The organism is Leifsonia sp. Y878, from assembly GCF_057669685.1.
The window spans coordinates 284,519-309,874 of record NZ_JBYHFS010000004.1 but is presented as its reverse complement, the minus strand read 5'-3'; the positions used below and the strand labels follow the sequence as shown (position 1 = coordinate 309,874).

Annotated in this window: 18 protein-coding genes; 5 read left to right on the top strand and 13 right to left on the bottom strand. The window is 64.3% G+C overall.

The annotated features are described in order from the left end of the window. Positions 1 to 22 precede the first annotated feature (22 nt). On the bottom strand, positions 23 to 403 hold the full coding sequence (locus AC25Y4_RS14735; RefSeq protein WP_488121171.1) for a DUF1304 domain-containing protein: 381 nt from the start codon (positions 401 to 403) through the stop codon (positions 23 to 25). Between the two features lie 175 nt (positions 404 to 578). Between AC25Y4_RS14735 and AC25Y4_RS14730 the strand changes: the two genes are divergently transcribed. Beyond that, positions 579 to 1,160: a TetR/AcrR family transcriptional regulator gene (locus tag AC25Y4_RS14730; RefSeq protein ID WP_488121170.1), complete on the top strand. Its 582-nt coding sequence runs from the start codon at positions 579 to 581 to the stop codon at positions 1,158 to 1,160. 111 nt (positions 1,161 to 1,271) lie between these two features. Here AC25Y4_RS14730 and AC25Y4_RS14725 read toward each other — a convergent pair whose 3' ends face one another. The 3 genes from AC25Y4_RS14725 to AC25Y4_RS14715 form a co-directional block, all read right to left on the bottom strand. Beyond that, positions 1,272 to 2,102, bottom strand: coding sequence for a M23 family metallopeptidase (locus AC25Y4_RS14725; protein ID WP_488121169.1), 831 nt, complete (start codon positions 2,100 to 2,102; stop codon positions 1,272 to 1,274). A 379-nt stretch (positions 2,103 to 2,481) separates the two neighbouring features. Continuing rightward, entirely contained in the window at positions 2,482 to 3,180 is a 699-nt protein-coding gene (locus AC25Y4_RS14720; protein ID WP_488121168.1) for a M23 family metallopeptidase, read from the bottom strand. A gap of 334 nt (positions 3,181 to 3,514) precedes the next feature. After that, positions 3,515 to 4,564, bottom strand: coding sequence for a zinc-dependent alcohol dehydrogenase family protein (locus AC25Y4_RS14715; protein WP_488121167.1), 1,050 nt, complete (start codon positions 4,562 to 4,564; stop codon positions 3,515 to 3,517). Between the two features lie 129 nt (positions 4,565 to 4,693). Between AC25Y4_RS14715 and AC25Y4_RS14710 the strand changes: the two genes are divergently transcribed. Then, positions 4,694 to 5,269, top strand: a complete 576-nt coding sequence (locus AC25Y4_RS14710; RefSeq protein WP_488121166.1) for a gluconokinase — start codon at positions 4,694 to 4,696, stop codon at positions 5,267 to 5,269. Positions 5,270 to 5,286: 17 nt separating this feature from the next. Continuing rightward, positions 5,287 to 6,759, top strand: coding sequence for a GntT/GntP/DsdX family permease (locus AC25Y4_RS14705; protein WP_488121165.1), 1,473 nt, complete (start codon positions 5,287 to 5,289; stop codon positions 6,757 to 6,759). On the opposite strand, the gene AC25Y4_RS14700 is transcribed toward AC25Y4_RS14705, so the two are convergent. The 4 genes from AC25Y4_RS14700 to AC25Y4_RS14685 all read right to left on the bottom strand — a co-directional run bounded on the left by AC25Y4_RS14700 (position 6,756) and on the right by AC25Y4_RS14685 (position 17,233). Further along, a complete protein-coding gene (locus tag AC25Y4_RS14700; RefSeq protein ID WP_488121264.1) occupies positions 6,756 to 8,309 on the bottom strand; it encodes an amino acid permease in 1,554 nt (517 codons plus the stop codon). The genes AC25Y4_RS14705 and AC25Y4_RS14700 overlap by 4 nt on opposite strands. A gap of 251 nt (positions 8,310 to 8,560) precedes the next feature. Continuing rightward, positions 8,561 to 10,729: an ATP-dependent Clp protease ATP-binding subunit gene (locus tag AC25Y4_RS14695; protein ID WP_488121164.1), complete on the bottom strand. Its 2,169-nt coding sequence runs from the start codon at positions 10,727 to 10,729 to the stop codon at positions 8,561 to 8,563. 181 nt (positions 10,730 to 10,910) lie between these two features. Then, the gene (locus AC25Y4_RS14690; protein WP_488121163.1) at positions 10,911 to 15,074 is read right to left on the bottom strand and encodes a metallophosphoesterase; all 4,164 of its coding nucleotides are present in this window, start codon (positions 15,072 to 15,074) and stop codon (positions 10,911 to 10,913) included. 77 nt (positions 15,075 to 15,151) lie between these two features. Continuing rightward, on the bottom strand, positions 15,152 to 17,233 hold the full coding sequence (locus AC25Y4_RS14685; RefSeq protein WP_488121162.1) for a purple acid phosphatase family protein: 2,082 nt from the start codon (positions 17,231 to 17,233) through the stop codon (positions 15,152 to 15,154). A 460-nt stretch (positions 17,234 to 17,693) separates the two neighbouring features. Here AC25Y4_RS14685 and AC25Y4_RS14680 point away from each other — a divergent pair, with 460 nt between their 5' ends. Both AC25Y4_RS14680 and AC25Y4_RS14675 read left to right on the top strand, forming a co-directional pair. After that, on the top strand, positions 17,694 to 18,515 hold the full coding sequence (locus AC25Y4_RS14680; protein ID WP_488121161.1) for an EI24 domain-containing protein: 822 nt from the start codon (positions 17,694 to 17,696) through the stop codon (positions 18,513 to 18,515). A 129-nt stretch (positions 18,516 to 18,644) separates the two neighbouring features. Further along, on the top strand, positions 18,645 to 19,967 hold the full coding sequence (locus AC25Y4_RS14675) for a glycosyltransferase 87 family protein (RefSeq protein WP_488121160.1): 1,323 nt from the start codon (positions 18,645 to 18,647) through the stop codon (positions 19,965 to 19,967). Here AC25Y4_RS14675 and AC25Y4_RS14670 read toward each other — a convergent pair. The 5 genes from AC25Y4_RS14670 to dnaK form a co-directional block, all read right to left on the bottom strand. After that, positions 19,945 to 21,096, bottom strand: a complete 1,152-nt coding sequence (locus AC25Y4_RS14670) for a class I SAM-dependent methyltransferase (protein WP_488121159.1) — start codon at positions 21,094 to 21,096, stop codon at positions 19,945 to 19,947. The two genes, AC25Y4_RS14675 and AC25Y4_RS14670, sit on opposite strands and share 23 nt — an antisense overlap. 207 nt (positions 21,097 to 21,303) lie before the next feature. Then, positions 21,304 to 21,720, bottom strand: a complete 417-nt coding sequence (locus tag AC25Y4_RS14665; RefSeq protein ID WP_488121158.1) for a heat shock protein transcriptional repressor HspR — start codon at positions 21,718 to 21,720, stop codon at positions 21,304 to 21,306. 1 nt (position 21,721) lies between these two features. After that, positions 21,722 to 22,720 (bottom strand): DnaJ C-terminal domain-containing protein, encoded by a 999-nt coding sequence (locus AC25Y4_RS14660; protein WP_488121157.1) that lies wholly within the window; start codon positions 22,718 to 22,720, stop codon positions 21,722 to 21,724. Further along, the gene (locus tag AC25Y4_RS14655) at positions 22,713 to 23,306 is read right to left on the bottom strand and encodes a nucleotide exchange factor GrpE (RefSeq protein WP_488121156.1); all 594 of its coding nucleotides are present in this window, start codon (positions 23,304 to 23,306) and stop codon (positions 22,713 to 22,715) included. The genes AC25Y4_RS14660 and AC25Y4_RS14655 overlap by 8 nt, the downstream gene beginning before the upstream one ends. Further along, the gene (gene dnaK, locus AC25Y4_RS14650; RefSeq protein ID WP_488121155.1) at positions 23,306 to 25,174 is read right to left on the bottom strand and encodes a molecular chaperone DnaK; all 1,869 of its coding nucleotides are present in this window, start codon (positions 25,172 to 25,174) and stop codon (positions 23,306 to 23,308) included. The genes AC25Y4_RS14655 and dnaK overlap by 1 nt, the downstream gene beginning before the upstream one ends. Between the last annotated feature and the right edge of the window lie 182 nt (positions 25,175 to 25,356).

Below are 25,356 nucleotides of genomic sequence, written 5' to 3'. Positions count from 1 at the left end.
TCTAGTTCAGTGCAGCGCGGTGCTAGAGGCCGATCACGAGTGCGATCAAGCCCAGCGCCGGTGGGACGAGCTGCACGAGCGCCGGGCGCGCCTTGTCTGGGGACGAGATGATCAGCACGAGGCCGGCGAGCACCATCGAGCCGGCTCCGGTGAAGAGCAGCGCCACGCCGGCGACGGTGGCACCAGTGGCGAACAACACGATTCCGATGACCGACACGATCGCAAGGAACAGGTTGTAGAAACCCTGGTTGAACGCGAGCGCCTTGGTGGTGTTTGCTTCGCCGCTTGTGGTCCCAAAGGTTTTACGGGCGCGAGGTGTTGTCCAGAGGACGGACTCGAGCACGAAGATGTACACGTGGATGAGGGCAGCCACGCCGATGAGGACGAGTCCGAGGATGGTCATGGGCGCTCTCTCTGTGTTGGGCGAACAGCATGTCGTGGCCAATAGTGTGTTGTGGCCAATAGTGTGTCGTGGCCGACGCCGTGTGGGAATGCCCTGCACGGCGTCATCCGTTTGTGTACCGTTCGTTCCAATATATACTGGATCGAACGATACGCAACTCTTGAGAGGCAAACTGATGGGCCGAACCCAGACTTTTCGCACGAGCGAGGTGGTTCATGCCGCCCGTGACGTGTTCTGGGACAAGGGCTTCGACGGCGCATCTCTGCCCGACCTCGAAGCGGCCACGGGCCTCAGCCGGTCCAGCCTGTATCACGCATTCGCGAGCAAGCGAGGGCTGTTCGATGCCGCCGTACAGGACTACCTCGACACCATCATTCGCCCGCGACTTCGCGTACTCATCACGGAGCCGATCCCAGCGGATGCCGCCCAGCGCTATTTTGCCGGGCTCATGCAGGCGATTGACACGCTGCCCGATGATTCACCCCGCCGCGGTTGCCTGCTCGTGAACAGCTCGGGCATCGCGTCGCATGACGACGCACTTCGCGCCGTGATCGAGGATTACCGCGCTGAGCTGACGGGGGCAATGGAGCAGGCGTTGCGCAGCAGATTCACGGATGCCCCCGCCGAGACGATCGCGGAGCGTGCGCGACTTCTCACATCGCTCTCCGTCAGCGCACTGGTGATTGCGCGCATTAATCGGGGAGAGGCCGTCGCGATCCTGCAGAGCGCCCTGGATCTGCTTGCGACCTGGGAGTGACTCCCGCGCCGCGCCAGACGCCCGGCTGCCGTCGCATCAGGCCGCGTTAACGACTGAAGGCCGCAGTGACCGGGATGGTCACTGCGGCCTTCAGGGTCGCGGCGCTGGGGATTAGCCCAGGGCGATGCCGTGCTCGGCCATGAACGGAACGGCGTCGATGGCTACACCATTCACGCGTACTTCGAAGTGCAGGTGCGGGCCAGTGGCTGCGCCCGTCATGCCGACGGCTGAAATGACCTGGCCAGCAGAGACGGTCTGACCAACACTTACGTTGATTGAGCTGTTGTGGGCATATCCGGTCTGAACGCCGTTGCCGTGGTCAATGAGGATCCAGTTGCCGTATGAGCCCTGAGGGCCGGCTTCGACAACGGTTCCGCTGAAGGCCGCGACGACGGGCGTGCCGGACGCCGTTGCGATGTCAGTGCCCTTGTGGTTCGGGTTCACGCCAGCAACCGGCTTGTCCGGACGCGGGCCGAACGGGCTACTGATGTGCCCAACGGTGGGCAGCATCCAGCTGACGACAGGTGCGGGAGCGGGCGCCGGGGCGGGAGCAGGAGCCTCCTCGACAACCGCAGCCACCTCAGCCACGGGGGCTTCCTCGACAACGGGAGCAGCTTCCACCGGGGCTGCAGCCACCGTGTATCCATCGCGCTGGATGGCGGACGCTGCGACCGAGCCGGTCACCTCAATCGTCTGGGCAAGCGGGGCGACCGAACTCACGGTCTCCATCGGGGCCACTGCTTCGGATTCCACGGCACCGGCGGGGGTGGACGTGCTTACTGACATCACACCGACAGCAAGCATCGAGGTGATACCGAGAACGGTGGACTTACGGGAAAGGAGGTGGGACAAGCGGGTGCTGAGCAAAGAATCATCCGAAATCTCGCCGGAGACGGCGTCATTGAGGTGGGAATCCTCGCCCGTGGGGAGAATTCGGGGCACGTGGGGGACGCGCCCACCCGAACTTCGCTGGAGTACCGGGCCATGTGCGGGAATCAGGCCGAATCTGGCCGGCCTTTCCCGCAACACATTCGAACTAGCGTAAGTTGCACGACTGTAAGAAACCCCGAAGATGAATGTATTTCACCTGTGTACTACGCCTAAAGCGACTTCTCTGCCCGCTTTAAAATGGCGGCTGACCAGCAATTAAGCGGACTTGTGAATCAAGCTGAACTATTTTCACATTGCCCGCGAACGCTTACGGTCTCGTGGCTCCGACCAGCCAATCGGCCCACATGGGCCAGCTCGTCAGTGCCACACATGACAAAGGCCGCAGTGACCGCGATGGTCACTGCGGCCCCTGTGGCCACTGCTGCCTGGCTTAGCTTCCCAGGGTCACGCCTCGCTCGCTCAGGAACGGGACGGAGTCGATGGCTTCGCCATTGACACGTACTTCGAAGTGGAGGTGCGGGCCGGTCGATGCGCCCGTGCTGCCCATCAATGCAACGAGCTCGCCTGCCGCGACAGTCTGGCCAATGCTGACGTTGATTGAGCTGTTGTGGGCGTATCCGGTCTGGATGCCGTTGCCGTGGTCGATGAGTACCCAGTTGCCGTATGACCCAAGAGCACCGGCCTGGACAACAGTGCCACTGAAGGCGGCATAGAGGGGTGTGCCGGATGCGGCTGCGACGTCTGTGCCCCTGTGGAAGGCACTGACACCTGGCACCGGCTTATTCGGACGCGGGCCGTATGGGCTCGTGATCGTCCCCGTGGCGGGGTTGACCCAGCTGACAACGGGAGCAGGGGCAGGAGCCTCTTCGGCGACAGTCTCTTCGGCGACCTCAGCGAGTGCAGCTGCCGCCGTGTAACCATCGCGCTGAATCGCAGAGGCGGCAATCGAGCCGGTCACGTCAATCGTCTGGGCCAGCGGCGCGACCGAGCTCACGGCCTCCATCGAGGCTGCTGCGTCGGATTCCGCAGCAGCGGCAGGGGCAGCCGTGCTGATCGACAGTGCACCGACAGCAAGCGCCGACGCGATGCCAAGAACGGCGGACTTACGGGAAAGGACAGAAGGGGACAAGCGGAAGTTGAGCAAAGAATCATCCTGAATCTCGCCGGGGACGGCGTGGTTGAGGTGGGATCCTCGCCTGTGGGAAAGAATCCGGGGCGCGTGGGGACGCACCCATCCGGACTTCGGTGAAGCACCGGGCATGCGCGGGAGCCAGGCTCAGATCGGCCAGTACTGCCCGCAACACTTCAAGTACCCTAATTTGCAGGGCTGCAAGAAACCCCGAAGATGAGTGTATTTCACCTGTGTACTACGTCTGAAATATCTGGGCTCGCTGCCTCAAAAATGGCGCGGACCAGCACCAGAGCGTCCCCACTTCCCACAGGGATGCCGTCAATCGCCCTCGCTATGGGCGCAGCATCACCTTCACCGCACGACGCTCGTCCATGGCCGCGTAGGCCTCGGCGACCTGGTCAAGCGGGAGCAAGAGATCGAAGACTCGTCCGGGGTTGATCTCGCCAGCCAGCACCTCAGGGAGCAGCTCCTCGATGTAACCGCGCACCGGCGCGACACCACCATTCACACCAACGTTGCGGTTGAAGAGTGTGCGAATGGGAAGCTCAGCACCGCCATTCGGCACTCCAACGTAGCCGACCATTCCCCCGGGTCGAGCCGAGCGAATCGCCTGGTCCATCGACTCCTTGGTTCCCACGCATTCGAGCACGAAGTCGGCTCCGATGCCGTCGAAGAGTTCCTGAACCCGCGCGACACCCTCGTCGCCGCGCTCTTCGATGATGTCTGTTGCACCGAACTCCCGCGCAATTTCCTGGCGGTCTGCGTGCCGGGACATTGCCACGATGCGCGATGCGCCCAGGCGCTTGCTGGCGATGATCGCGCACAGCCCGACTGCTCCATCACCGACGACGACGACAGTGCTGCCGGGAGTGACGCCTGCCGAGACCGCGGCATGGTGGCCGGTGCCCATCACATCGGAGAGGGCGAGGAGGCCGGCGATCTGTTCCTCTTCCGGCATCCGCGATGTGGAAACGAGCGTGCCCTCTGCGTGCGGAACCCGCACACGTTCGCCCTGGCCACCATCCGCGAATGCACCTGCGCGATCGGGGGCGCCCCACCAGCCGCCGTTCAAGCACGAGGTGCTGACGCCGTTCTGGCAATTGATGCACGTGTTGTCGCAGTGGTAGAAAGGCGCGATGACGAAGTCGCCTGGGGCGAGCAGCGTCACGTCGTGGCCGATCTCCTCGACGATGCCGACGAACTCGTGGCCGATGCGGTGCGGCTCGGTGACCGGTGTGACTCCGCGATACGGCCACAGGTCTGACCCACACACGCAGGCCGCGACGACTCGAACAATCGCGTCACTCCCGGTGGATAGTTCGGGGTCTGGGACTTCTTCGACTCGGACGTCTCGTTCACCGTAAATCACTGTTGCGCGCATGAAAACAGCCTATGCCTCTTAGCGCGAGTGGCGGTATCGCCGGGCGTCCGTGGCCAGTCGTGAGTCCGCGACCGGCGCGCCGATGGCTATGTCGCGCCTTCTGCACGGGAACAGGGGCAGGATGTGACCATGAGCGACTGGCAGAAGATCGCAACGCAACGCCCTCTCGTCCTCGTGGTGATGGGCGTATCCGGCTGTGGGAAGTCGACCGTTGCTGCCCTGCTTGCCGGTCGCTTGCACTGGGAGTTCGAGGAGGGTGACTCGTTACACCCGCCGGCAAACGTCGAGAAGATGGCTGCGGGGCATCCGCTCACGGATGCAGACCGGATGCCATGGCTCGAGAAGGTCGCCGACTGGATCGATGACCGCCACGCTGCCGGCGAGAACGGCGTGATCACCTGCTCAGCCCTCAAGCGCTCGTACCGCGAGCTGCTCAACCGCCGGCACGCCGGCGTGATCTTCGTGTATCTCTCCGGCAGCCGCGACCTGATCGCCAGCCGGATGGCCGCCAGGCAGGGCCACTTCATGCCGACGGCCCTCCTCGACAGCCAGTTCGCCGCCCTCGAAGAGCCCGCAGCGGATGAACCAGCGATCAGCATCGAAATCGGACGCAAGCCGAAGGCGATCGCCAAGGCGATCATCACCGAACTGCATCTCACCGATGTGCCGACTATCCCCATGCGAGCCCTGAAACAGCACGACTGACCAGGTTGGAGAAGGCGATGGACGTTCTGGATCGCGCAGTGACTGCGCTCACCTGGCTCGGTGCGCACAGCGCAACGGACCCCGTCGACGAACCGTGGAACGCCCACGACACGCAAGTGTTGATCGTGGCCGCAGTGGGTATCGCCATCGTGGTCGTACTCATTGTGTGGGCAAAGTTCCACGCGTTCCTGGCCCTGACCATCGGCGCCCTGTTCGTGGGCATCGGCTCTGGCATCCCGCTCGACAAGGTGACTGCCTCGTACGAGCTGGGCGTTGGCGGTGTGCTGGGCTACGTCGGGGTGCTGATCGCGCTCGGCGCCATGCTGGGCAAGCTGCTGGCCGATTCGGGAGGCGCCGACATCGTGGTGCGCACAATCCTGAAGGGCCGCCCGGCCACGCTGCCATGGAAGATGGCCCTGATCGCCGGGATCATCGGCATCCCGATGTTCTTTGAGATCGGGCTCGTGCTCCTGATTCCCATTGTCATGTTGGCGGTCCGCCGCACGAATTCGCCCGCGATGCGACTCGGTATTCCGGCGCTGGCCGGCCTGTCTGTGCTGCACGGTTTCGTGCCGCCCCACCCTGGCCCGCTCGCCGCGATCGGCATCCTGGGCGCCAATGTCGGGTTCACGCTCGCGATCGGGCTGGTCATTGCGATTCCCACGGTGATCGTTGCCGGGCCACTCTTCGGTCGTCTCGCCGCCCGCTGGGTGCCCGTCGGTGCCGGTGGCGCCGCACTGGCCGTGACCGAGTCAAGCGCGGAGGCCGATGCCGACAAGGGGACAGAGCACGCCGGCGCATCGCAGGACCCAACGGCCACTAGAAGCCCCAGCTTCGCCTGGACGATGATCACGATCCTGCTCCCCCTCGTGCTCATGCTCTTGAAAGCGGCCGCCGACATCTGGCTTCCGAAGGACACCCCCGCGCGCACCATTCTCGACTTCATCGGCGACCCCGTCGTTGCGCTGCTACTGGCCGTACTACTGGCCATGGTGACGTTCGGAACGACCGTGGGCTTCTCGGCATCCGTTCTCGCGGCCAAGATCGGGCAGAGCCTGCTGCCGATTGTGGGCGTCGTCTTCATCGTCGGCGCCGGCGGCGGGTTCAAGCAGGTTCTGATCGACGGCGGCACGGGAACAGCCATCGCCAAGATCGCCCTGGCCGCCAGCCTCTCGGCGTTGGTCCTCGGCTGGATGGTGGCCGTGCTCATCCGGCTGGCCACCGGCTCTGCCACGGTTGCCACGGTGACCGCGGCGGGCATCGTCGCGCCGCTGGCCGCCGGGCTTCCTCCTGGGCAGCTGTCCCTCGTGGTGCTTGCCGTTGGCGCTGGGTCACTGTTCTTCTCGCATGTGAACGACGCAGGGTTCTGGCTGGTGAAGGAGTATTTCGGCCTCACCGTCGGCCAGACCATCAAGACCTGGTCTGTGATGGAGACCATCATCTCCGTGATGGGTCTCCTGCTGACGCTGCTGCTCTCGCTCTTCCTCTAGCTGCCGGGCTTGTCCGCATCCGAATCTGGTGACTCCGGTGGCGGTCCCTGCCCGTGGCCAGAGTCGGCCCCGCTGATCCCCGTCACGTTGTCGATGCCAGGCCGCTCCGCGATCACGGGAAATGTGCCGGTGTGGCCCTCGCGCAGCAGAGCCGCCGCCAGGATGCGCGGTTTGGCGAAATGCCAGCCGATCAGCAGCGCCGGGATCACCACGATAAGTGACGCGACGGTGAACGTGCCGACCGGGTAGTCGAACGCCATCAGCACGAGTACGAACACGAGGAATGCCAACGTGAGGTACGAGCTGAACGGGGCAAGCGGCATCCGGAACCCCGGCCGTTCCATGCGTCCCTGGGCCGCCCAGCGTTGCAGCTTCATTTGGCACAGGATGATCGTCGCCCAGCTCGACAGGATGCCGAGAGCGGCAATGTTGAGCACGATCTCAAATGCCTGGGAGGGGACGATCGCGTTGAGGCCGACGCCGAGCAGCGCGATCCCCGCCGTCAGCAGGATGCCGCCGTACGGCACCCCGGACGAATTCATCTTCGCGGTGAATCGCGGTGCAGCCCCGTTCACCGACATGGAGCGCAGGATGCGACCTGTCGAGTAGAGCCCGGCGTTCAGGCTCGACATGGCGGCGGTGACCACGACGAAGTTCATCACCGATCCGGCAATGGCGGCCGTCTCTGGGGATCCGATATGCGAGAAGAACGTGACGAACGGGCTCTGCCCCGCCTGATACTCGGTGTACGGCAGCAGCAGCGAGAGCAGCAGGACCGAGCCGACGTAGAACACCGCGATGCGCAGGATGACAGTGTTGATCGCCTTGGGCATCACCTTGCGGGGGTTCTCGGTCTCCCCCGCCGCTGTTCCCACCAGCTCAATGGCCGCATAGGCGAACACGACACCCTGCAGCACGATCACCACGGGCAGCAGGCCCTGCGGGAGCCAGCCACCGTTGTCGGCGAGGATCGAGATTCCGGTCGGGCCGACATCCGTTGGGAAATTGAAGGAGAGAAACACAATGCCGACGATGAGGAATGCGACGAGGGCCGTGACCTTGATGATGGCGAACCAGAATTCCATCTCGCCGAAGACCTTCACAGAGACCAGGTTCAAGCCCAGCACGAGGGTGAGCGCGATGAGGGCAAGCACCCACTGCGGCACCGAGGTGAAGAACGACCAGTAGTGCACGTAGAGCGCCACCGCCGTGACGTCGACAATGGCCGTCATCGCCCAGTTGAGGAAGTACATCCATCCAGCGATGAAGGCGGCCTTCTCGCCGAGAAATTCCCTGGCGTATGAGACAAATGAACCGGATGACGGGCGGTGCAGCACCAGCTCGCCGAGGGCGCGCAGGATGAGATAGGCGAAGAATCCGCAGAGCGCGTAGCTGAAGACCAGGCCGGGACCCGCGATGGCGAGCCGCCCGCCGGCGCCCAAGAAGAGCCCGGTGCCGATGGCGCCGCCGATGGCGATCATCTGCAGCTGCCTGGATTTCAGTGCCGTGTGGTAGCCAGCCTGTTCGGACGAGAAGTCCTGCACTGCCATGATCTCGTCACCGAGATGCTCCCTGGGGTTCTCGAGGAGTTCGGCAGCGTCGTGCGGGTCGGGCTCAGGAAGGTGTGGATCGAATTGTTCGTCGTCTGGGCGGCCCGGCCCCGGCGGATTCTGGTCAGCCATGTGCCCTCCGATGCTGGGTCTGGTGGCGGAACGTCAGATCACGAGACTACGCCCGGCCAAGAGCGGCGGCCAGAGGTGTGGCCGCCGCTGAGCATCGACATCCAGCATCCGTTATGTGATCACTCGACCGGATCGAAAACCGGTGCCGGTTCGGAGTCGACGGCCAGGCCCTGTCCCCCCGGCGCCAGGTCGACCCGCACCAGTTCGCCGTCGTGCACCGTTCCGGAGAGCAGCGCCATCGCCAGCTTGTCGTCGATCTCTTTCTGCATGAGTCGACGCAACGGACGCGCACCGTAGATGGGGTCGTAGCCGCGCTCGGCGAGCCAGGCCCTGGCATCCGGTGTCACCGCGAGCTGCAGCCGGCGGTCGGCGAGCCGACCCTGGAGGCGCTCAATGTACAGCTCAACGATCTGGCCGAGGTCGTCCATCGACAGCGGCGAGAACATCACGATGTCATCGAGTCGGTTGACGAACTCCGGCTTGAACGCCTGGCGCACCAGCTGCTGCACCGACTCCTCGCGCTCAGCCTGCGTCAGCGATGGGTCGACCATGAACTGCGAACCCAGGTTGGACGTGAGGATGAGGATGGTGTTGCGGAAGTCGACGGTGCGGCCCTGGCCATCGGTCAGACGGCCGTCATCGAGCACCTGCAGCAGCACGTCGAAGACCTCTGGATGCGCCTTCTCCACTTCGTCGAAGAGCACCACGGAGTACGGTCGGCGGCGCACAGCCTCGGTGAGCTGGCCGCCCTGCTCGTAACCGACATAGCCGGGAGGAGCGCCGACGAGGCGGGAAACGGCGAACTTCTCGCCGTACTCGCTCATGTCGATGCGGATCATGGCTTTCTCGTCGTCGAACAGGAAGTCGGCGAGCGCCTTGGCCAGCTCCGTCTTCCCAACGCCAGTCGGGCCGAGGAACAGGAACGACCCCGTTGGACGGTCGGCGTCTGCGATGCCGGCACGGCTGCGGCGCACCGCGTCGGCGACGGCGTGCACCGCCTCCTTCTGGCCGATCAGGCGGTGGCCGAGTTCGGCCTCCAGATTGACGAGTTTCTCGCTTTCGCCCTGCAGCAGCCGACCAACGGGGATGCCGGTCCACGCGGCGATTACCGCGGCGATGTCTTCGGCAGTCACCTGGTCGTTGACCATGAGCGGTCCGCTCGCTTCGGCCCGCTCGGCATCCTGCAGCTCGCGCTCGATGACGGGGATCTCGCCATACAACAGGCGTGATGCCTGCTCGAGGTTACCTTCGCGCTGCGCACGCTCTGCGCGACTGCGGGCGTTGTCGAGCTTTTCCTTCAGCTCACCGATGCGGTTGAGGGATGCGCGTTCCTTGTCCCAGCGGGCCTGCAGCTCGGCAAGCGTCTCCTGGCGCGTCTTGAGGTCTTCGCGCAGCTTGACGAGGCGCTCCTTGGAGGCGTCGTCCTTTTCTTTCTTGAGCGCCAGCTCCTCGAGCTTGAGCCGATCGACGCTCCGACGAAGTTCGTCGATCTCCACGGGGGCGGAGTCGATCTCCATACGTAGTCGGCTGGCAGCTTCGTCAATGAGGTCGATCGCCTTGTCGGGCAGCTGGCGTGACGGGATGTACCGATTCGACAGCGCGGCCGCGGCGACAAGCGCTTGGTCGGCGATTGCCACCTTGTGGTGGGCTTCGTAGCGCTCCTTCAACCCACGCAGGATGGCGATGGTGTCTTCCACCGACGGCTCACCGACGTAGACCTGCTGGAAGCGGCGCTCAAGCGCGGCATCCTTCTCAATGAACTCGCGGTACTCGTTGAGCGTTGTGGCACCGATCAGGCGCAACTCACCCCGTGCCAGCATCGGCTTCAACATGTTGGATGCCGCGACGGAACCTTCGCCGCCGCCCGCACCCATCAGCGTGTGCAGCTCGTCGACGAAGGTGATGATCTCGCCTTCTGCGTCGTTGATCTCCTTGAGCACGGCCTTCAGCCGCTCTTCGAATTCACCGCGGTACTTGGCACCGGCGACGAGAGCGGCGAGGTCGAGTGAGACCAGCTGCTTGCCCTTCAACGAATCGGCGACGTCGCCGGCGACGATGCGCTGCGCGAGCCCCTCGACGACCGCAGTCTTTCCGACGCCTGGCTCTCCAATGAGCACCGGATTGTTCTTGGTTCGGCGTGTCAGCACCTGGCTCACCCGGCGAATCTCGGCGTCACGGCCGATCACCGGGTCGAGCTTGCCGCTCTTGGCGACATCGGTCAGATTGATGCCGTACAGCTCCAGGGCGGACTTGGCCTCTTCCTGGGGTGGTTGTTGTCCTGCTTGCATCGAACTTCCCTCCAAAGTTGAGTCTGCTGGACTCAATTTTAGCCGCAGCACCGGCATACTGCCAAGGGAGCCGCCGAAAGCGGATGCCCCGTGCAGGACTGCGCATTGCACACCAACGGCCGCCAACGCCGCAGCGGCGCCACCCGAGAACCGAGTGACGCCGCTGGACGAACTGCGAACCCTACTTGGCCGCCCGCTGCAACACGATCAGACCGGTGGGGAACCTGTCCCTCGCTGAGACATAGACCGTGCCGAGCTTCGGATCCACCGACACCCCGTAGACCTTGTTGCCGTAGGCGGTCGCCGTGTAGTCGTGGATGGTGCTGAGATCCGTCGACGACAGGATCAGCACGCCGCTCGCCTCGAACGCGTCGCTCTGGTGGCCCAGGTATAGACGGTGAGCCACCGGATCGACGGCGATCGACCGCAGGTCAGGGGCAGCGGATGTCGCCACCTCGGCGACCACCGCGTAACTCGCGTCGTCGTATGCCCGGACTGATGCGGTGGCATCAGTGACGTCCGAGTTGCTGACGAAGATCCGCTTGGCGTGCTGGTCGTACGCAACACCGTGTGACTTCCAGTTCGCACCGGTTGTCGTCACCGTGGTGATGAGCGCGCCCGTCGTGGCGTTGAGCACGTCGAACCCGGTGGCACGGGTTGTGCCGAAGACCCGATTGCCGGCCAGGTCGACATCCATGCCGCGCACGTTGCCGCTGAAGGCGAACGGCCCGCGGAGCACCGCGTCGGTCTTCACATCGATCACCACAAACGACGCTCCATAAGCCACGTAGAGCTCACCCTTCGCCGAGTCAAGGGCGACATCGCGCACCCCTTCAGCCGTTCCGCCCGGGATGAGGTGGGTGGCGACGAGGGTGTCGGTGACCGGGTCGATCTCGAGCACCCGAGCCGGGCGCTGCTCGTTTCCGACGAACACGTGACCGGTCACCGAGTCGACGACCGAGCCGACAGGCTTCACGTCGAGGTCCGCGTTCGACTCCATCGACGGGATCACCTTCAGTGACGATGCCGTGTACGTCAGGCCGACCGGCGGGGTTGTCGCCGGGTCGGTCGGTGCGGGCGTCGGCGTGGGTTCAATTGTCGGGGTCGGGGTCGGCGTTGGCGTTGGCGTTGGCGTCGGCGTGGGTGTGGGCGTGCTTCCACCCTTCATGACGCGCTTGCTCACCGTCACCGCAGCAGCCGTGAGCTCTGATCCGGGCGGATTGAGCCTGAAGTCCCGGTTGGAGACGAACACGCGCTGGTGCTCCTCGTCGACGGAGATCCCATAGCCGTCCTTGCCGTAGGCCGGATCGTTCATATCGGCCAGCATCGCCCCGGTGCGCACATCATGCACCGAGAACCCACCGGTTCCCGCCGCGGTGCCGGTGTACCCGACATATACGAGGCCGTGGGTCGAGTCAACGTCAAGCTGACGCGGATTGGCCCTGGTCGTCTTCTCCCACAGCGTGGTGAAGCTATTCTTCAGATCAAACGCAGCGATGTTGATGGCATCGGGGACGTCCTCGAAATAGGCGGCCGTCACGATGTCGTTCTCGGGGTCAGCGGCCACGTAGTACGCACCGACTGTGCCGTTGATGACACCGATGGATTCACCGGTGAGCGCGTTCAGCACCTCGATGCCTCTGGACGGCACTGCGCCATAGACATAGCCGTTGACCGGGTCGACATCGATCGACCTGTTGGACTCGATGAACGGGAACGGGCCGCGCACGATCTGGCCGAAGGTGGCATCCGCAATCGACACGACAACCCAGTTGCGGTTCTGCTGCCCCACGTAGAGCAGCTGGTTCTTGTCATCGATACCCAGGTCACGGATGTTCTCCGGCAGGGTGATCTCTCGCGTCACAGTGTCGGTGTCTGGGTTCATCTCGAAGATCTTGCGTGAGTTCTGGTCGCCCAGATACAGCAGGTCCTTGCTCTCCGAGTACGCGGAACCGGCCGGGAGTTGGGCGGTTCCCTTCGCCACCGAGGTGAGGCTGGCCTCCTTCGCGTAGTCGTAACTGTCATCGAGCACACGCTCGCTGATCGTCACGGCAACCGGGGTGAGTTCTGATCCCGGCGGGTTCAACCGGAAGTCGCGGTTCGACACGAAGACCCGCTGGCTCTCTTCGTCGACCGAGATCCCGTAGCCGTCCTTTCCATATGACGGGTCTGCGAAGTCGCCGAGCACTGTCCCGGTCTTCGGGTCGTGCACCGAGAATCCGCCGGATCCGACAGCGGTGCCGGTGTAACCGACATAGAGCAGGCCGTTCGTCGAGTCGTAGTCGAGCTGACGCGGGTTCGCCCTGCTGGTGGTTGACCAGACTGAGGCAAAGTCGTGGTCGACATCGAAGGTCTCGATGTTGGTCGCGTCTGCCGCATCGCTGAAGTACACGGTCGAGACGCGGCCGCCTTCAGGGTCTGCCGCGACGTAGTAGGCGTCGGCAGTGCCGCTCACGACACCGATCGACTCGCCTGTTTCAGCGTTGAGCACCTCGATGCCCCTCGACGGAACCGCCCCATAGACATAACCACGCACCGGGTCGATGTCGATCGACCTGTTGGACTCGATGAACGGGAACGGGCCGCGCACGATCTGGCCGAAGGTGGCATCCGCAATCGACACGACAACCCAGTTGCGATTCTGCTGGCCGACGTAGAGCAGTTGCTTCGCGTCATCGATGCCCAGGTCACGGATGTTCTCCGGCAGGGTGATCTCGCGCGTCACCGCGTCGGAGTCTGGATCGACTTCGAAGATCTTTCGCGAGTTCTGGTCACCCAGGTACAGCAGGTCTTTACTCTCGGAGTATGCAGAACCGGCCGGGAGCGTGGCGTTGGTCTTGTTGACCGACTCCACACCGCCGATGACGGTGTAGTCGACGGTCTTTGCCGGGGTCTCAGGATCGGTGGTGCCGGGATCCGGGTTCGGGTTGCAGCCCAGGCACGGACCGGCATCGCCCGGCTTGATGACCTGCGGCACCGTGTCGTCAGTCACTGCCTTGCCTGAGGCGTTCTTGACGATGGTCAGCCCGTCATAGTATTCGCCGTCGGCCGTGCGCGACTCGTAGCGCAGCTCGTCTCCCGACACATCGATCAGCTGGTAGAGCTCGATGCCGCCACCGAGCTTCTTGAGGTGTGCGTCGTTCGAGGTCCACAGGCGCGGACCTGCGCCCGAGTACATCTTCGAGCCCACGACAGAGACGGCGTAGACCGGCCCGTTGTAGTTGAGCTCGGAGTTCCAGTCGGCCGGGTTGCCCTGTTCTGCGGCGTTGGTGTTTCCTCTGCCGTAGTTGTGGTCGTGGCCCTGCAGCACGAGGTCGACGTTGTTCGATTCGAACAGCGGCAGCCACGCTTCGCGGATCGCCCGGTTGTTGCGCCCCTCGTCCAGCGAGAAGACGGGGTGGTGGAAGAACACCACCGTCCACTTGTTCGGGTTGTTCTCGAGGGTCGACTTAAGCCAGGCGGTCTGCACGGCGAGCGCGGGGGCATCCGTGATGTTGCTGTTCAGCGAGATGAACCGCACACCCTGGTAGTCGTTGTAATAGACGGTGCCGTCGAGCAGCGCTTCGATCTCGGCAGAACCCGTCGGTCCGTTCTGGGGGTAGGAGAACTGGGCCTGCCACTGCTTCGAGAGCTGTTCACCCTCGTATTCGTGGTTTCCCGCTGCGGCCAGGAAGTTCTGCGTGCCGAAGTTGTAGCCGGCGGCGTCGAAGACTTCACCCCACTGGGTGTCATCGTTGGCGTCGTCGATCAGGTCGCCGGCCTGCAGCACGATGCTCGCGTCAGGGCGATCCCTGAACGCATTGCGGATGACGCGCGAGGCGTCGGACTTGATGCCGTTCTGCACATCGCCCAGGTAGATGAACGAAAAGTCCTCCGCCGTCGCTGCTGCAGTGGTGAAGTGCTGCCACTCGCTGAAGTTGGTGCCGTCACCCACCCGGTACATGTACTGGGTGGCCGCCTTCAGGCCAGTGAAATTCACGCTGTGGAACAGCTCTGAGTAGCCGAGGGATGTCGAGACAGTTTCACTCTTCGACGCATTCACCGTCGAATAGTCGGTGCGATACGGCTCGGCGGTCGCGACCCGGATCTGCGCCTGGGCCGTGGTGACCCCCATGCTGGTGCGCCAGGTCACTGCCTGCGAGTTGGACAGGTCGCCGGCCGGAGTGAGGACTATTCGGTCCGGAATCCGGGATGGAGCGTGTGCGACCGAAGCGGGAACCGTCGCGGCCGAAGCCGGTGCGACATCTCCCAGCACGGGTGTGGCCAGCGCGCCGGCCACCGCCATCGCCGTGAGCACGGCGATGAGTCGGGGTCGTCGGCTGCGCCGTGATGACGGATGCGTCATGGTGAAACGGCCTTTCCTGGAGCTGGACGGTGTGGCTACGGGTAGGGAAACGGTCGCTGCGTTGCCGGGCAGACGGATCATGCGCGGTCACCGGCTGCGGGGCGACGGATGCGACGTGACACGATGAGCGCCATCATTCCCGCGAGCAGGGTGAGCCCGGCGATGGCGAGAGAGACGCCGAACCAGGCGAACCCGGTGCTGGCGAGGTCCCGCACCCCGATGCTTGCCGCACCGACGGGCAGTACGGTGATCGACGCCGTCACCACCACGCCTGACTCGAGTCCACGCGCGATAACCGTGTGCTCACCGGGCGTGATTCCTGCGGGGATGTGGGCGGTGAAACTGAAGTTGCCCGCGTCATCCGCGCTCGGGTAGCCGAGGACCACCGGATCCGAGTGCAGGATGACCTCGATGTCTTCGTTCGCTGCGAAGCCCGATCCCTTCATCTGAAGCGTGCCGCCTGCCGCGATGCCCGTTGCAGAGAGCTGGAGAGGACCTGCTGCCGGAGCGGTCGGGGTCGAGGTGGGGGTTGCCGTCGGGCTCGTGGTTGGGTTTGCCGTCGGAGACGAGGTGGGAGTTGCCGTCGGCTGCGTCGTGGGAGTTGCCGTCGGCACCGTCGTGGGTGGGGTGGTCGGCTCAGGCGTCGTGGGTGGGGTGGTCGTTGGTGGCGTCGTCGGCTCAGGCGTGGTGGGTGGCGTGGTCGGCGTACTTCCTGGCACGACGACATCCGGTCGTGCAGGGGCATTGATCGTTTCCCGCGTCGATCCGGGCCCGGATGCCCGGGCGACGGTCTCATCGGTCACGAGCTTGGCGCCGTCGTCCGACTTGGTGATGGTGAACGCGTCGAACAGCTCGCCCGTCACTTTGTGGCTCTCGACGTGGATCTCGTTCGCCGTCACATCGACCGTCTGGTACATCTGGGTACCGCGGTTCATGCTGCGCAGGTTCGCGCCGTTGGTGATCCAGTTGTTGGTGGCAGGGTCGTCCGGGATGTACATCTTCGGGCCGGCAACGGTGACCATGTACACCGGACCGGTCTGGCTGGTTGCCGGATCAGCACCCGCCGGCAGGTTCTGCTCGTTGGCAAACAGGTTTCCGCGGCCGTATGCATGGTCGTGGCCCTGCAGCACGAGGTCGACGTTGTGTGCCTCAAAAATGGGCAGCCACGCCTCCCTGATGGTCTTGTTGTCGCGGCCAGAGGTCACAGAGAAGACGGGCTGGTGAAAGGAGACGACCGACCACTTATTGGGATTCTCGGCCAGCACTCGGTCGAGCCAGTCTGTCTGTGCCTTCAGGTCGGCCGGGTTGATCTGCGAGGCGTTCAGCGAGATGAAGCGCACGCCCTGGTAGTCGGTGAAGTAGGTGTTTTCGCTGAACTGCGCTTTGATCTGCGGGGTGTCTGCCGGGCCGTTCTCGGGGAACTCGAACTGGGCCTTCCAGTATCTGGTCAGCTGCGGCCCCGGGTAGTACTCGTGGTTGCCCGGCGTTGCCATCACGTTGAGGTAGGCGTTTTCGTAACCGGCTGCGGAGAACCACTCTCCCCACTCGGCATCTGCGACATCGGTGTCGATGAGGTCGCCGAGGTGCACGACTGCCTTCGCGTATGGACGCGCCTCGTACGCCGCCCTGAACGCGCGAGAGGCGTATGACTTCACGTCGTTCTGCGCATCGCCCTGCACCAGGAAGGAGAACGGCGCGATGCCGGCCGCCGCTGACTCGAACTCGAACCACTCGCTCCATGTCTCGCCGTCACCGACTCGGTAGACGTAGCTGGTCGATTCACTCAAGCCGGTGAGTACAGCGGTGTGGTACTTGATCGTGTAGCCCAGGTCGGTGGCGAATTCCGTGGTCGACGTTGCGGTGAACGTTGACGCCGGGGTGATCGGTCCGTCGGTCATCGCGGCGAGCTGTGCCTGCGGAGCCGTTACGTCGGTCGAGGTGCGCCACGACACGTTCTGGCTCGTCGCGGGAGTCGTCGTCGGGGTCAGGATCACCCGGTCTGGGATGGCAGAGGCGAGGTGAATCGTCGCCGGATTGACCGGGGGCGGAGCCAGGCCGCCCGCCGCGTATGCAATGCCACCGCCGACGGAGGTGAGGGCGAGCGCCGCCACAATCCCGCAGGCCAGTACGGCAGTGCGCTTCTGTGGTGATTTCACCATGTTTATCAATCGATCGCCGATCATGCCTCTGAAAGCCCCTTTTGAGTGGTGTGGTTCATGAGTGCGCTTGTCCTGCCGTACACATTCCGGAACCCGATTTCAGGCGCGACAGATCGGCCGACTGAGACGGGAGGAATGAGTGTGCTGCGAAACGCGACGCGAGCGCGCAGTCAGACGCGACAGTTCGGCGGCCGACAAGGTCAAGCTATCGCGACGCTTCATCGCATCCGGGTTGGTTGGCAGGAACTTCAACAGAAGTTCATAGAAGCCCAACAGGATTCAGATCGCCGTTACTGCTCCTGAACGCAGGCGTCACTTCGTGTTTATCTGCGGAATGGGCCGACCCACATCGGGCAAGCCATCGCCTGCGCGCAACTAGTGGATGGAGCACGCAATCCCCTTAGGCTTGCAGCGTGGACCACTCGACGCCAAACGACCGCACAGCCCTGGGGCCCTGCCCATGCTGAGCGCATTCTTCAACGGTATTGGCCTGCTGCTGCGCGGCTTCGGCTTCTGGGGCCGCCGACCACGCGCCATGATGCTCGGCCTCATCCCAGCGGCCATCGTGTTCGCACTGGTGCTGGCCGCGCTGATCGCCCTCGGATTCAACCTGCAGGCGATCGTGGACTGGCTCACTCCCTTCGACGAGAGCTGGCCGCGCCCGTGGCAGAACATTGTCACCACGGCAACCTCGGCCGTGCTTTTCGGTGCGGCCATAGTGCTGTCGGCCGTCACATTCACCGCCCTCACGCTCGCGATCGGCGACCCCTTCTATGAGCGGATCTGGCGCGCGGCCGAAGACGCGGCCGGCGGCCCCATTCCCGAGGAGGGAGCCGGCTTTTGGCGGGCGGTGCGCAGTTCGCTCTGGCTGCTCTGCCTTGGCGTGGTCACCGCGCTCGGGGTCGGGCTCGTCGGGTTCGTGCCGCTCGTCGGCGGAGTGCTCGGGCCCGTCCTTGGCGTCACTCTCTCCGGGCGATTGCTCGCCGTTGAGCTGAGCTCGCGGGCTTTTGAGGCGCGCGGAATACCGAGCGCGACTCAGCGGATGCTGCGCCGCGGCATCCGCTGGCAGTTGCTCGGCTTCGGCGTTGGAACCCAGTTGCTGTTCATGATTCCGTTCGGCGCCGTTTTCAGCATGCCGGCCGCCGTTGCCGGATCGACGTTCCTCGCTCGCCTGGCGCTCGACACCGCACGCGTGGCGGGTGCGACGGCAGTGGGCCAGGCACCAGCAGCGGCGCCGCGCGCCACCCTTCAAGAGCCCCTTCAGGAGCCGCGAAACCTGTAAGGAACGGCTGAGAGCACTCTCAGGGCAAACCCCACATCGTCGGATACCGGCCATGTGCTTTTCACCTCTGGCTCTTAAACTCCACGGTGTGGCCGCTGGTTGCCACAGTCGTCGGCTGAAAGGCACGCTATGTCCGCTTTCTTCGATCGTGTCGACCGAAGGATCAATGGTTCCCTCTCCACGGAGCAGCGCACCTGGCTGCACACGCCGCGCGGTCTTGTCTTCGGATTCACCGCCGTTCATGTTGTCTTCCTGGTTGCCCTGCTGCCGGTCATCCTCACCGGGCACGAACTCGGCGACCTGGTGCTCTACCGAACCTGGGCCGAACAGGGCCTGAACCTTGGCGTCTGGCAAGGCATCAACACGGAGTGGGTGTATCCCATCGGGGCGCTGGTTCCCATCGTCTTTGCGGCACTCGGCGGGCCGTACCTGTACCAACTGCTCTGGTTTCTGCTCACGACGGCGCTGAATGCCGTCGCCGTCGCCGCGCTCACGAATTGGGGGCGCAGCGTCCGCGGCTACACGGCGGCCTGGTGGTGGCTGGGCTTCACCTTCGTGCTCAGCCCGGTCGGCCTGCTTCGACTGGAAGGCCTCACCGCCCCGCTCGTCATCCTGGCCCTGGTCCTCGTGGCCAGGCGCCCTGTCGTGGCCAGCGTGATTCTCACCATCGCCACCTGGATCAAGGTATGGCCGGCGGCCGTCATCCTCGCCGTCGTCGTCGCGTCGAAGCACCGCCTCACGGTCATTGCGACCGCGATCGCCGTCACCATCCCGATTGTCGGGTTTGTGTGGGCGGCAGGCGGCATCCGTTTCATTGCCGGCTTCGTCACGATGCAGTCCGGCCGTTCGCTGCAGCTGGAAGCGCCCATCGCCACGCCGTGGGTGTGGCTGGCCGCCTTCGGGCAGCGGGACACGTATATCTATCAGAACTACGCCATGGCGACGCGGGAGATCGCGGGGCCAGGAGCGAATGCCGTCGCGGCCGCCATGACGCCACTCATGTTCGTTGCGATCGCCGGGATCTTCGTGCTCATGGTGCTGGCCGCCAGGCGCACGGCCGCGCGGTCTGAGCTGCTGCTGCTCGGTGCCCTCGCGCTCTCGGGGGCCTTCGTCGTGTTCAACAAGGTCGGGTCGCCGCAGTACATGCTCTGGATTGCGCCGATCGTCGCCGTCGGCATCACCCAGAACTGGCGCCGCTGGCGCACCCCCGCCTACCTCATGTTGGCGATTGGCGTGCTGACCACGCTCATCTTCCCCGTCTTCTACCTGCCGTTGGTCGACGGCGACCCCTTCGCGGTGGTGCTGCTCACGGTGCGGAACGCACTTCTGGTCGCCGTCTTCGCCTGGTCGGTCGGCAAGATCTGGCAGCTGATCACGGCTTCCACACCCACATCCGCACCGGTGATGGCGCAGCAATCACCGCAGATGACTAGGCGCGCTTCGACACCGTGACGGTGAACTTCGTGTTGCGGCCCACCTGCTGCGTCGGCCCAACGATGCGCGTGAGCGGTGACCGATAGCCGAGATGGCTGTTCCACACGGTCCACAGTTCGCCCCCTGGCCGCAGCACCCTGGCCGCGTCCTCAAACAGCTTGAGCGCAATGCCGGCGTGCACCGACGAGCCAATGTGAAACGGCGGATTCAGCACGATCAAGTCAGCGGATGCGTCAGGCTGGCTACTCAGCGCGTCATCCTGCACGACCTCCACGCGCTCAGACACACCGTTCGCCGCAGCGGTCGCCTGTGCCGACAGCACGGCGGCTGCCGACTGGTCGCTGGCGATCACGTGAACGTCAGGACGTGCCCGCGCAATGGACACGGCCAAGACGCCGGTTCCGCAGCCGAGATCGATGACGGATGCCGCATCGGACGTCATCCGGTCGATGAACTCGAGCAGGTAGCGGGTTCCAATGTCGATAGACGTGCCGGCGAAGGCGGCGCCGTGCGCGCAGACCGTGAGGTCGAGGTCGGCGTGGTACTCGCGGTGCGGCCACGCGGAGGGGGCGGCGGTGGCATCAGAGGTGTTGGCGGCGGGGCTCAGCGGGTCACTCGCGATGAGCACGCGGGACTTCTGCCTGGCCAGCGACGCCGTGACGCTGCCGAAATGCCGGGCAAGCACGGTGTTCATGGCGGGGGTCATGTGCTTGAGGCGTCCGCCGGCGAAGACACGCACGTCTGGAGCGGCGAACCTGGCGATCGATTCGGCGATCTCGTCGAGCGCCCCCAGGCTGCGCGGCAGCTGGAGCAGCACGACGCGGGCGCCTGCGAGCAGGGCGGCGTCCAGTGGGAGCGAGCGGTAGGCATCCGTCAGCCCTGCAGCAGCGGCGTTGGCGGCGAGGGCGCGTTCGCCCGACATGCCGTCCTGGTGCACCCGGATTCCGGTTGCGCCATGCAGCGCTGCGGCACCAAGCGTGAGCGCGCCGTAGTGGTCTTCGAGCACCACGACCTCGTCAGGGGCGACCGCCTCCAGTGCGGCGGCGGCCTCATCGAGGATCAGTCGGTCGCTGGCGTCGAACGCAAAGAGGTTGTCGGCTTCGACGTCTGGCCATCGGCGGAGCTGCTCGAACGAGAATTCTGTCACTTACGCAACGGTACCCGAGCCGGGCACCGCCGCGGATGCTGCGAGCGTGCCTCGACACCCGCAGCACCCGCTGCGCGGGTCCAACGCAGCTTTGCGGGTGTTGTAACTACAGCGCGGCTGCGTTCGACCCGCGTGGCTCGATTTCGAGACGCGGCCTCGTTCCTCGGGCGCTCCTCAATCAACGAAAGAGGAGCGAGTTCGCAGATGCTACCTGTGGTCGAGCGGGCGCCAGATCGCCACGGCGTTCGACCGCCGCGTGCGCGTGCCGGCCCGCATTGAGATGACGTCGCCTGCTGAGCCCGCCGCGAACACGCGCCGACCAGGGCGGTTGAGCAGTTCGTCGGCCAATGCCGATTCGAGCTCGCCCACCCTGGCCCGCAGGCCGTTCACTTCGTCTTCCAGGTTGAGAATTCGCCGGATGCCTTCCAGGCTCACGCCCTCGCCACTCAACTGGGCGATCTCGCGCAGTTTCGCGACATCGCGCATGGAGTATCGGCGCGACTTACCGAGCGTGCGGCCTGGGCTCACCAGCCCGATCCGGTCGTACTGGCGCAGGGTCTGCGGATGCATCCCGGCCAGTTCGGCCGCCGTTGAAATCACGAATACCGGCGAATTCTCGTCCACGTCAGCCTCTGGCCCTCGCCAGGAGATCCTCTCGCGGATTCTCCTTCGGCAGAGCCTCGACGAAGGCAGCGAGTTTCTCCTCTGCCTCCTTCGACAGGTGTGATGGCACGGCAACCTGAACCACCGCGAGGAGGTCCCCGGTGCCCTTTGCAGAACTGACACCGCGGCCCTTGACCCGAAGCACCCGACCGCTCGGCGTGCCGGGAGCAACCCGCAACTTCACGGGGTCCCCGCCGAGGGTAGGCACTTCGATGGTCGCGCCGAGTGCAGCCTCAGCGAACGTCACGGGAACGGCCACCCGAAGGTTCAGCCCGTCACGTTCGAACACGGGATGCTTGCGCACATTGACGGTCAAGATGAGGTCTCCGTTCTCGCCGCCATCCGGACTCGGCTGGCCCTTGCCACGCAGCTTGATCTTCTGACCGTCGGCAACGCCAGCCGGAATCTTCACCTTGAGCGGGTGACCATCCTGCGTCTGCAGGGTGATGGTGTCACCCTTGGTCGCCGTAATGAAATCAACCGTTGCGGATGCCACAACATCGCGTCCGCGACTCGGCCCGCCATAGCCACGGAATCCGCCGCTGGCGTTTCCGTAGCCGGGGTTGCCGCCGCCGAACATGCCACCGAGGATGTCGTCAAAACCACCCTGCTGGAACGAATAGCTCTGCCGCCCGCCGGTGCCGCCGCCGAACATTCCGCCGAAGACATCGTCGAAACCGCCCTGCTGGCCGCCACCGCCACCAGGGGCAGTGAAGCGTGCTCCACTGCCCATGGCGCGAACCGCGTCGTATTCCTTGCGCTGTTCTGGATCGGAGAGCACGGAGTGCGCCTCGCTGATCTCTTTGAACTTCGCTTCGGCTGTCGCATCTCCCGAATTGGAGTCCGGGTGATACTTACGCGCGAGCTTGCGGTAGACCTTCTTCAACTCGGCCGGGGTGACGTCTTTCGAGACCCCGAGAACCTTGTAGAAGTCTTTGTCGAACCAGTCCTGGCTAGCCATCGCTCGGCACCTGGACCACGACCTTGGCCGCGCGAAGCAGAGTGGAACCGAGGCGGTAACCCGTCTCAGCGACATCCGCTACGGTCTCAGTGCTTACGTCAGCGCCTGGCAGCTGGAAGATCGCCTCGTGGATGGTGGGGTCGAATGGCTCCCCCACTTCACCGAACGAGGTGAGTCCGAGCTTCTCGACGCTGCTGCGCAACTTCGCGGCGATGGTGGCGAATGCCGAATCGCCCTCGAGGTCACCGTGCTTCTCAGCGCGGTGCAGGTCATCGAGTACCGGCAGCAGTACCTTCACGACGTCGCCTACAATGCGCTCCCGCTCAACCTCACGGTTAGCTTCGGTGCGCTTGCGGTAGTTGGCGTACTCAGCCGTGATGCGCTTGAGGTCGGCAAGGTGCTCGTTCGAGGGATCTGCAGCCTCGATGTTCGCCGCGTCCAGGATGTCCTGAACCGTCAACTCGTCTTCTTCGATCCCGTCGGCCGTCGCCTCGGGGGCGCCAGACTCTGGCGCCCCTTCGGCCAACGACTCATCCACGGGCTCGTTCACGGGCTCGTGCTCGTGCTCATGGCTGTTGTCAGTCATTACTTCTTCGCTTCGTCTTCGTCTTCAACAACTTCGGCGTCAACCACGTCCTCGTCGGAGGAAGCGGATGTCGGCTGCTCGCCTGCATCGCCGGCGGGAGCCGAAGCGCCCTCAGCCTGGCTGGCAGCGTAGATCGCTTCGCCGAGCTTGCCCTGGCTCTCGTTCAGCTTGTCGAACGCGGTCTTGACTGCGTCATCGTCGTCACCGGCGAGCGCCGACTTGAGCGAGTCGACATCAGCCTGGACCTCAGACTTGACGTCTGCGGGCAGCTTGTCGTCGTTGTCCTTGATGAGCTTGTCGATCGAGTACGCGAGCTGCTCGGCGCCGTTCCGAACTTCAGCGGCCTCACGGCGACGCTTGTCTTCTGCAGCGTTCTCTTCACCCTCGCGAACCATGCGCTCGATGTCTTCCTTCGCCAGCGCGGTGCCGCCGGTGATGGTCATCGACTGCTCCTTGCCGGTGCCCTTGTCCTTGGCGGACACGTGCACGATGCCGTTGGCGTCGAGGTCGAAGGTGACCTCGATCTGCGGGATGCCGCGCGGAGCCGGTGCGATACCGGTCAGCTCGAAGGTGCCGAGGTTCTTGTTGTCACGCGTGAATTCGCGCTCACCCTGGAACACCTGGATCGCCACGGACGGCTGGTTGTCATCCGCTGTGGTGAACGTCTCGCTGCGCTTGGTCGGGATGGCCGTGTTGCGCTCGATGAGCTTGGTCATGATGCCGCCCTTGGTCTCGATACCGAGAGACAGCGGGGTGACGTCGATGAGCAGAACGTCCTTGCGCTCGCCCTTCAGCACGCCGGCCTGGAGTGCGGCGCCGACGGCGACGACCTCGTCAGGGTTGACGCCCTTGTTGGGGTCCTGTCCACCGGTCTCCTGCTTCACGAGCTCTGAGACGGCGGGCATACGGGTCGATCCACCAACGAGAACGACGTGTGAGATGTCGCCGACCTTGATGCCGGCTTCACGGATGACGTCCTGGAACGGCTTCTTGGTGCGGTCGAGCAGGTCCTGGGTCATCTGCTCGAACTGTGCGCGCGTGAGCGTCTCGTCGAGGTTGGCGGGGCCGTTCTCGGTGAGCGACAGGTACGGCAGCTGGATGCTGGTCGACATGCTGCTGGAGAGTTCCTTCTTGGCCTGCTCCGCGGCTTCCTTCAAACGCTGCTTGGCGATCTTGTCGTTCGAGACGTCAACGCCGGTGGTTTCCTTGAACTTCTTGATCAGGTAGTCAACGATGCGCTGGTCCCAGTCGTCTCCACCGAGGCGGTTGTCACCGGAGGTGGCGCGAACCTGGATGGTCGAGAAGTCGTCGTCCTTGCCCACTTCGAGGAGGGAGACGTCGAACGTTCCACCACCGAGGTCGAAGACCAGGATGAGCTCGTCTTCCTTGCCCTTGTCGAGGCCGTATGCGAGGGCTGCAGCGGTCGGCTCGTTGATGATGCGCAGAACGTTGAGGCCCGCGATCTCACCGGCTTCCTTGGTGGCCTGGCGCTCAGCGTCGTTGAAGTAAGCGGGAACGGTGATGACGGCATCCGTCACCTTGTCGCCGAGGTACTGCTCAGCGTCGCGCTTCAGCTTGGCGAGGATACGTGCCGAGATCTCCTGCGGGGTGTACTTCTTGTCGTCGATGGCGACGGTCCAGTCGGTGCCCATGTGGCGCTTCACGGAGGAGATGGTGCGGTCGACGTTGGTGACGTTCTGACGCTTGGCGGTCTCGCCAACGAGCACCTCGCCGTCCTTGGTGAATGCGACGACAGACGGGGTGGTGCGAAGGCCTTCGGCGTTCGCGATGACGGTGGGTTCTCCACCCTCAAGAACGGCAACCACCGAGTTGGTGGTTCCGAGGTCGATACCTACTGCACGTGACATATGTGCGTCTCCTTCATTGCTTTCGGTTGTGGTGCTGTATTTCAAACTTGTGCGGCGCTTCAAGACTTGAGCGCTGCTGGCTCAAGTATTCCATCGCGGAGATTTTGTTGTCAAGACGGCCAACTGAAAGTTGAGTGTGAATGGCTCAACTTTGAGCGAATGCCGGTCAGAGGTGTTTTCTG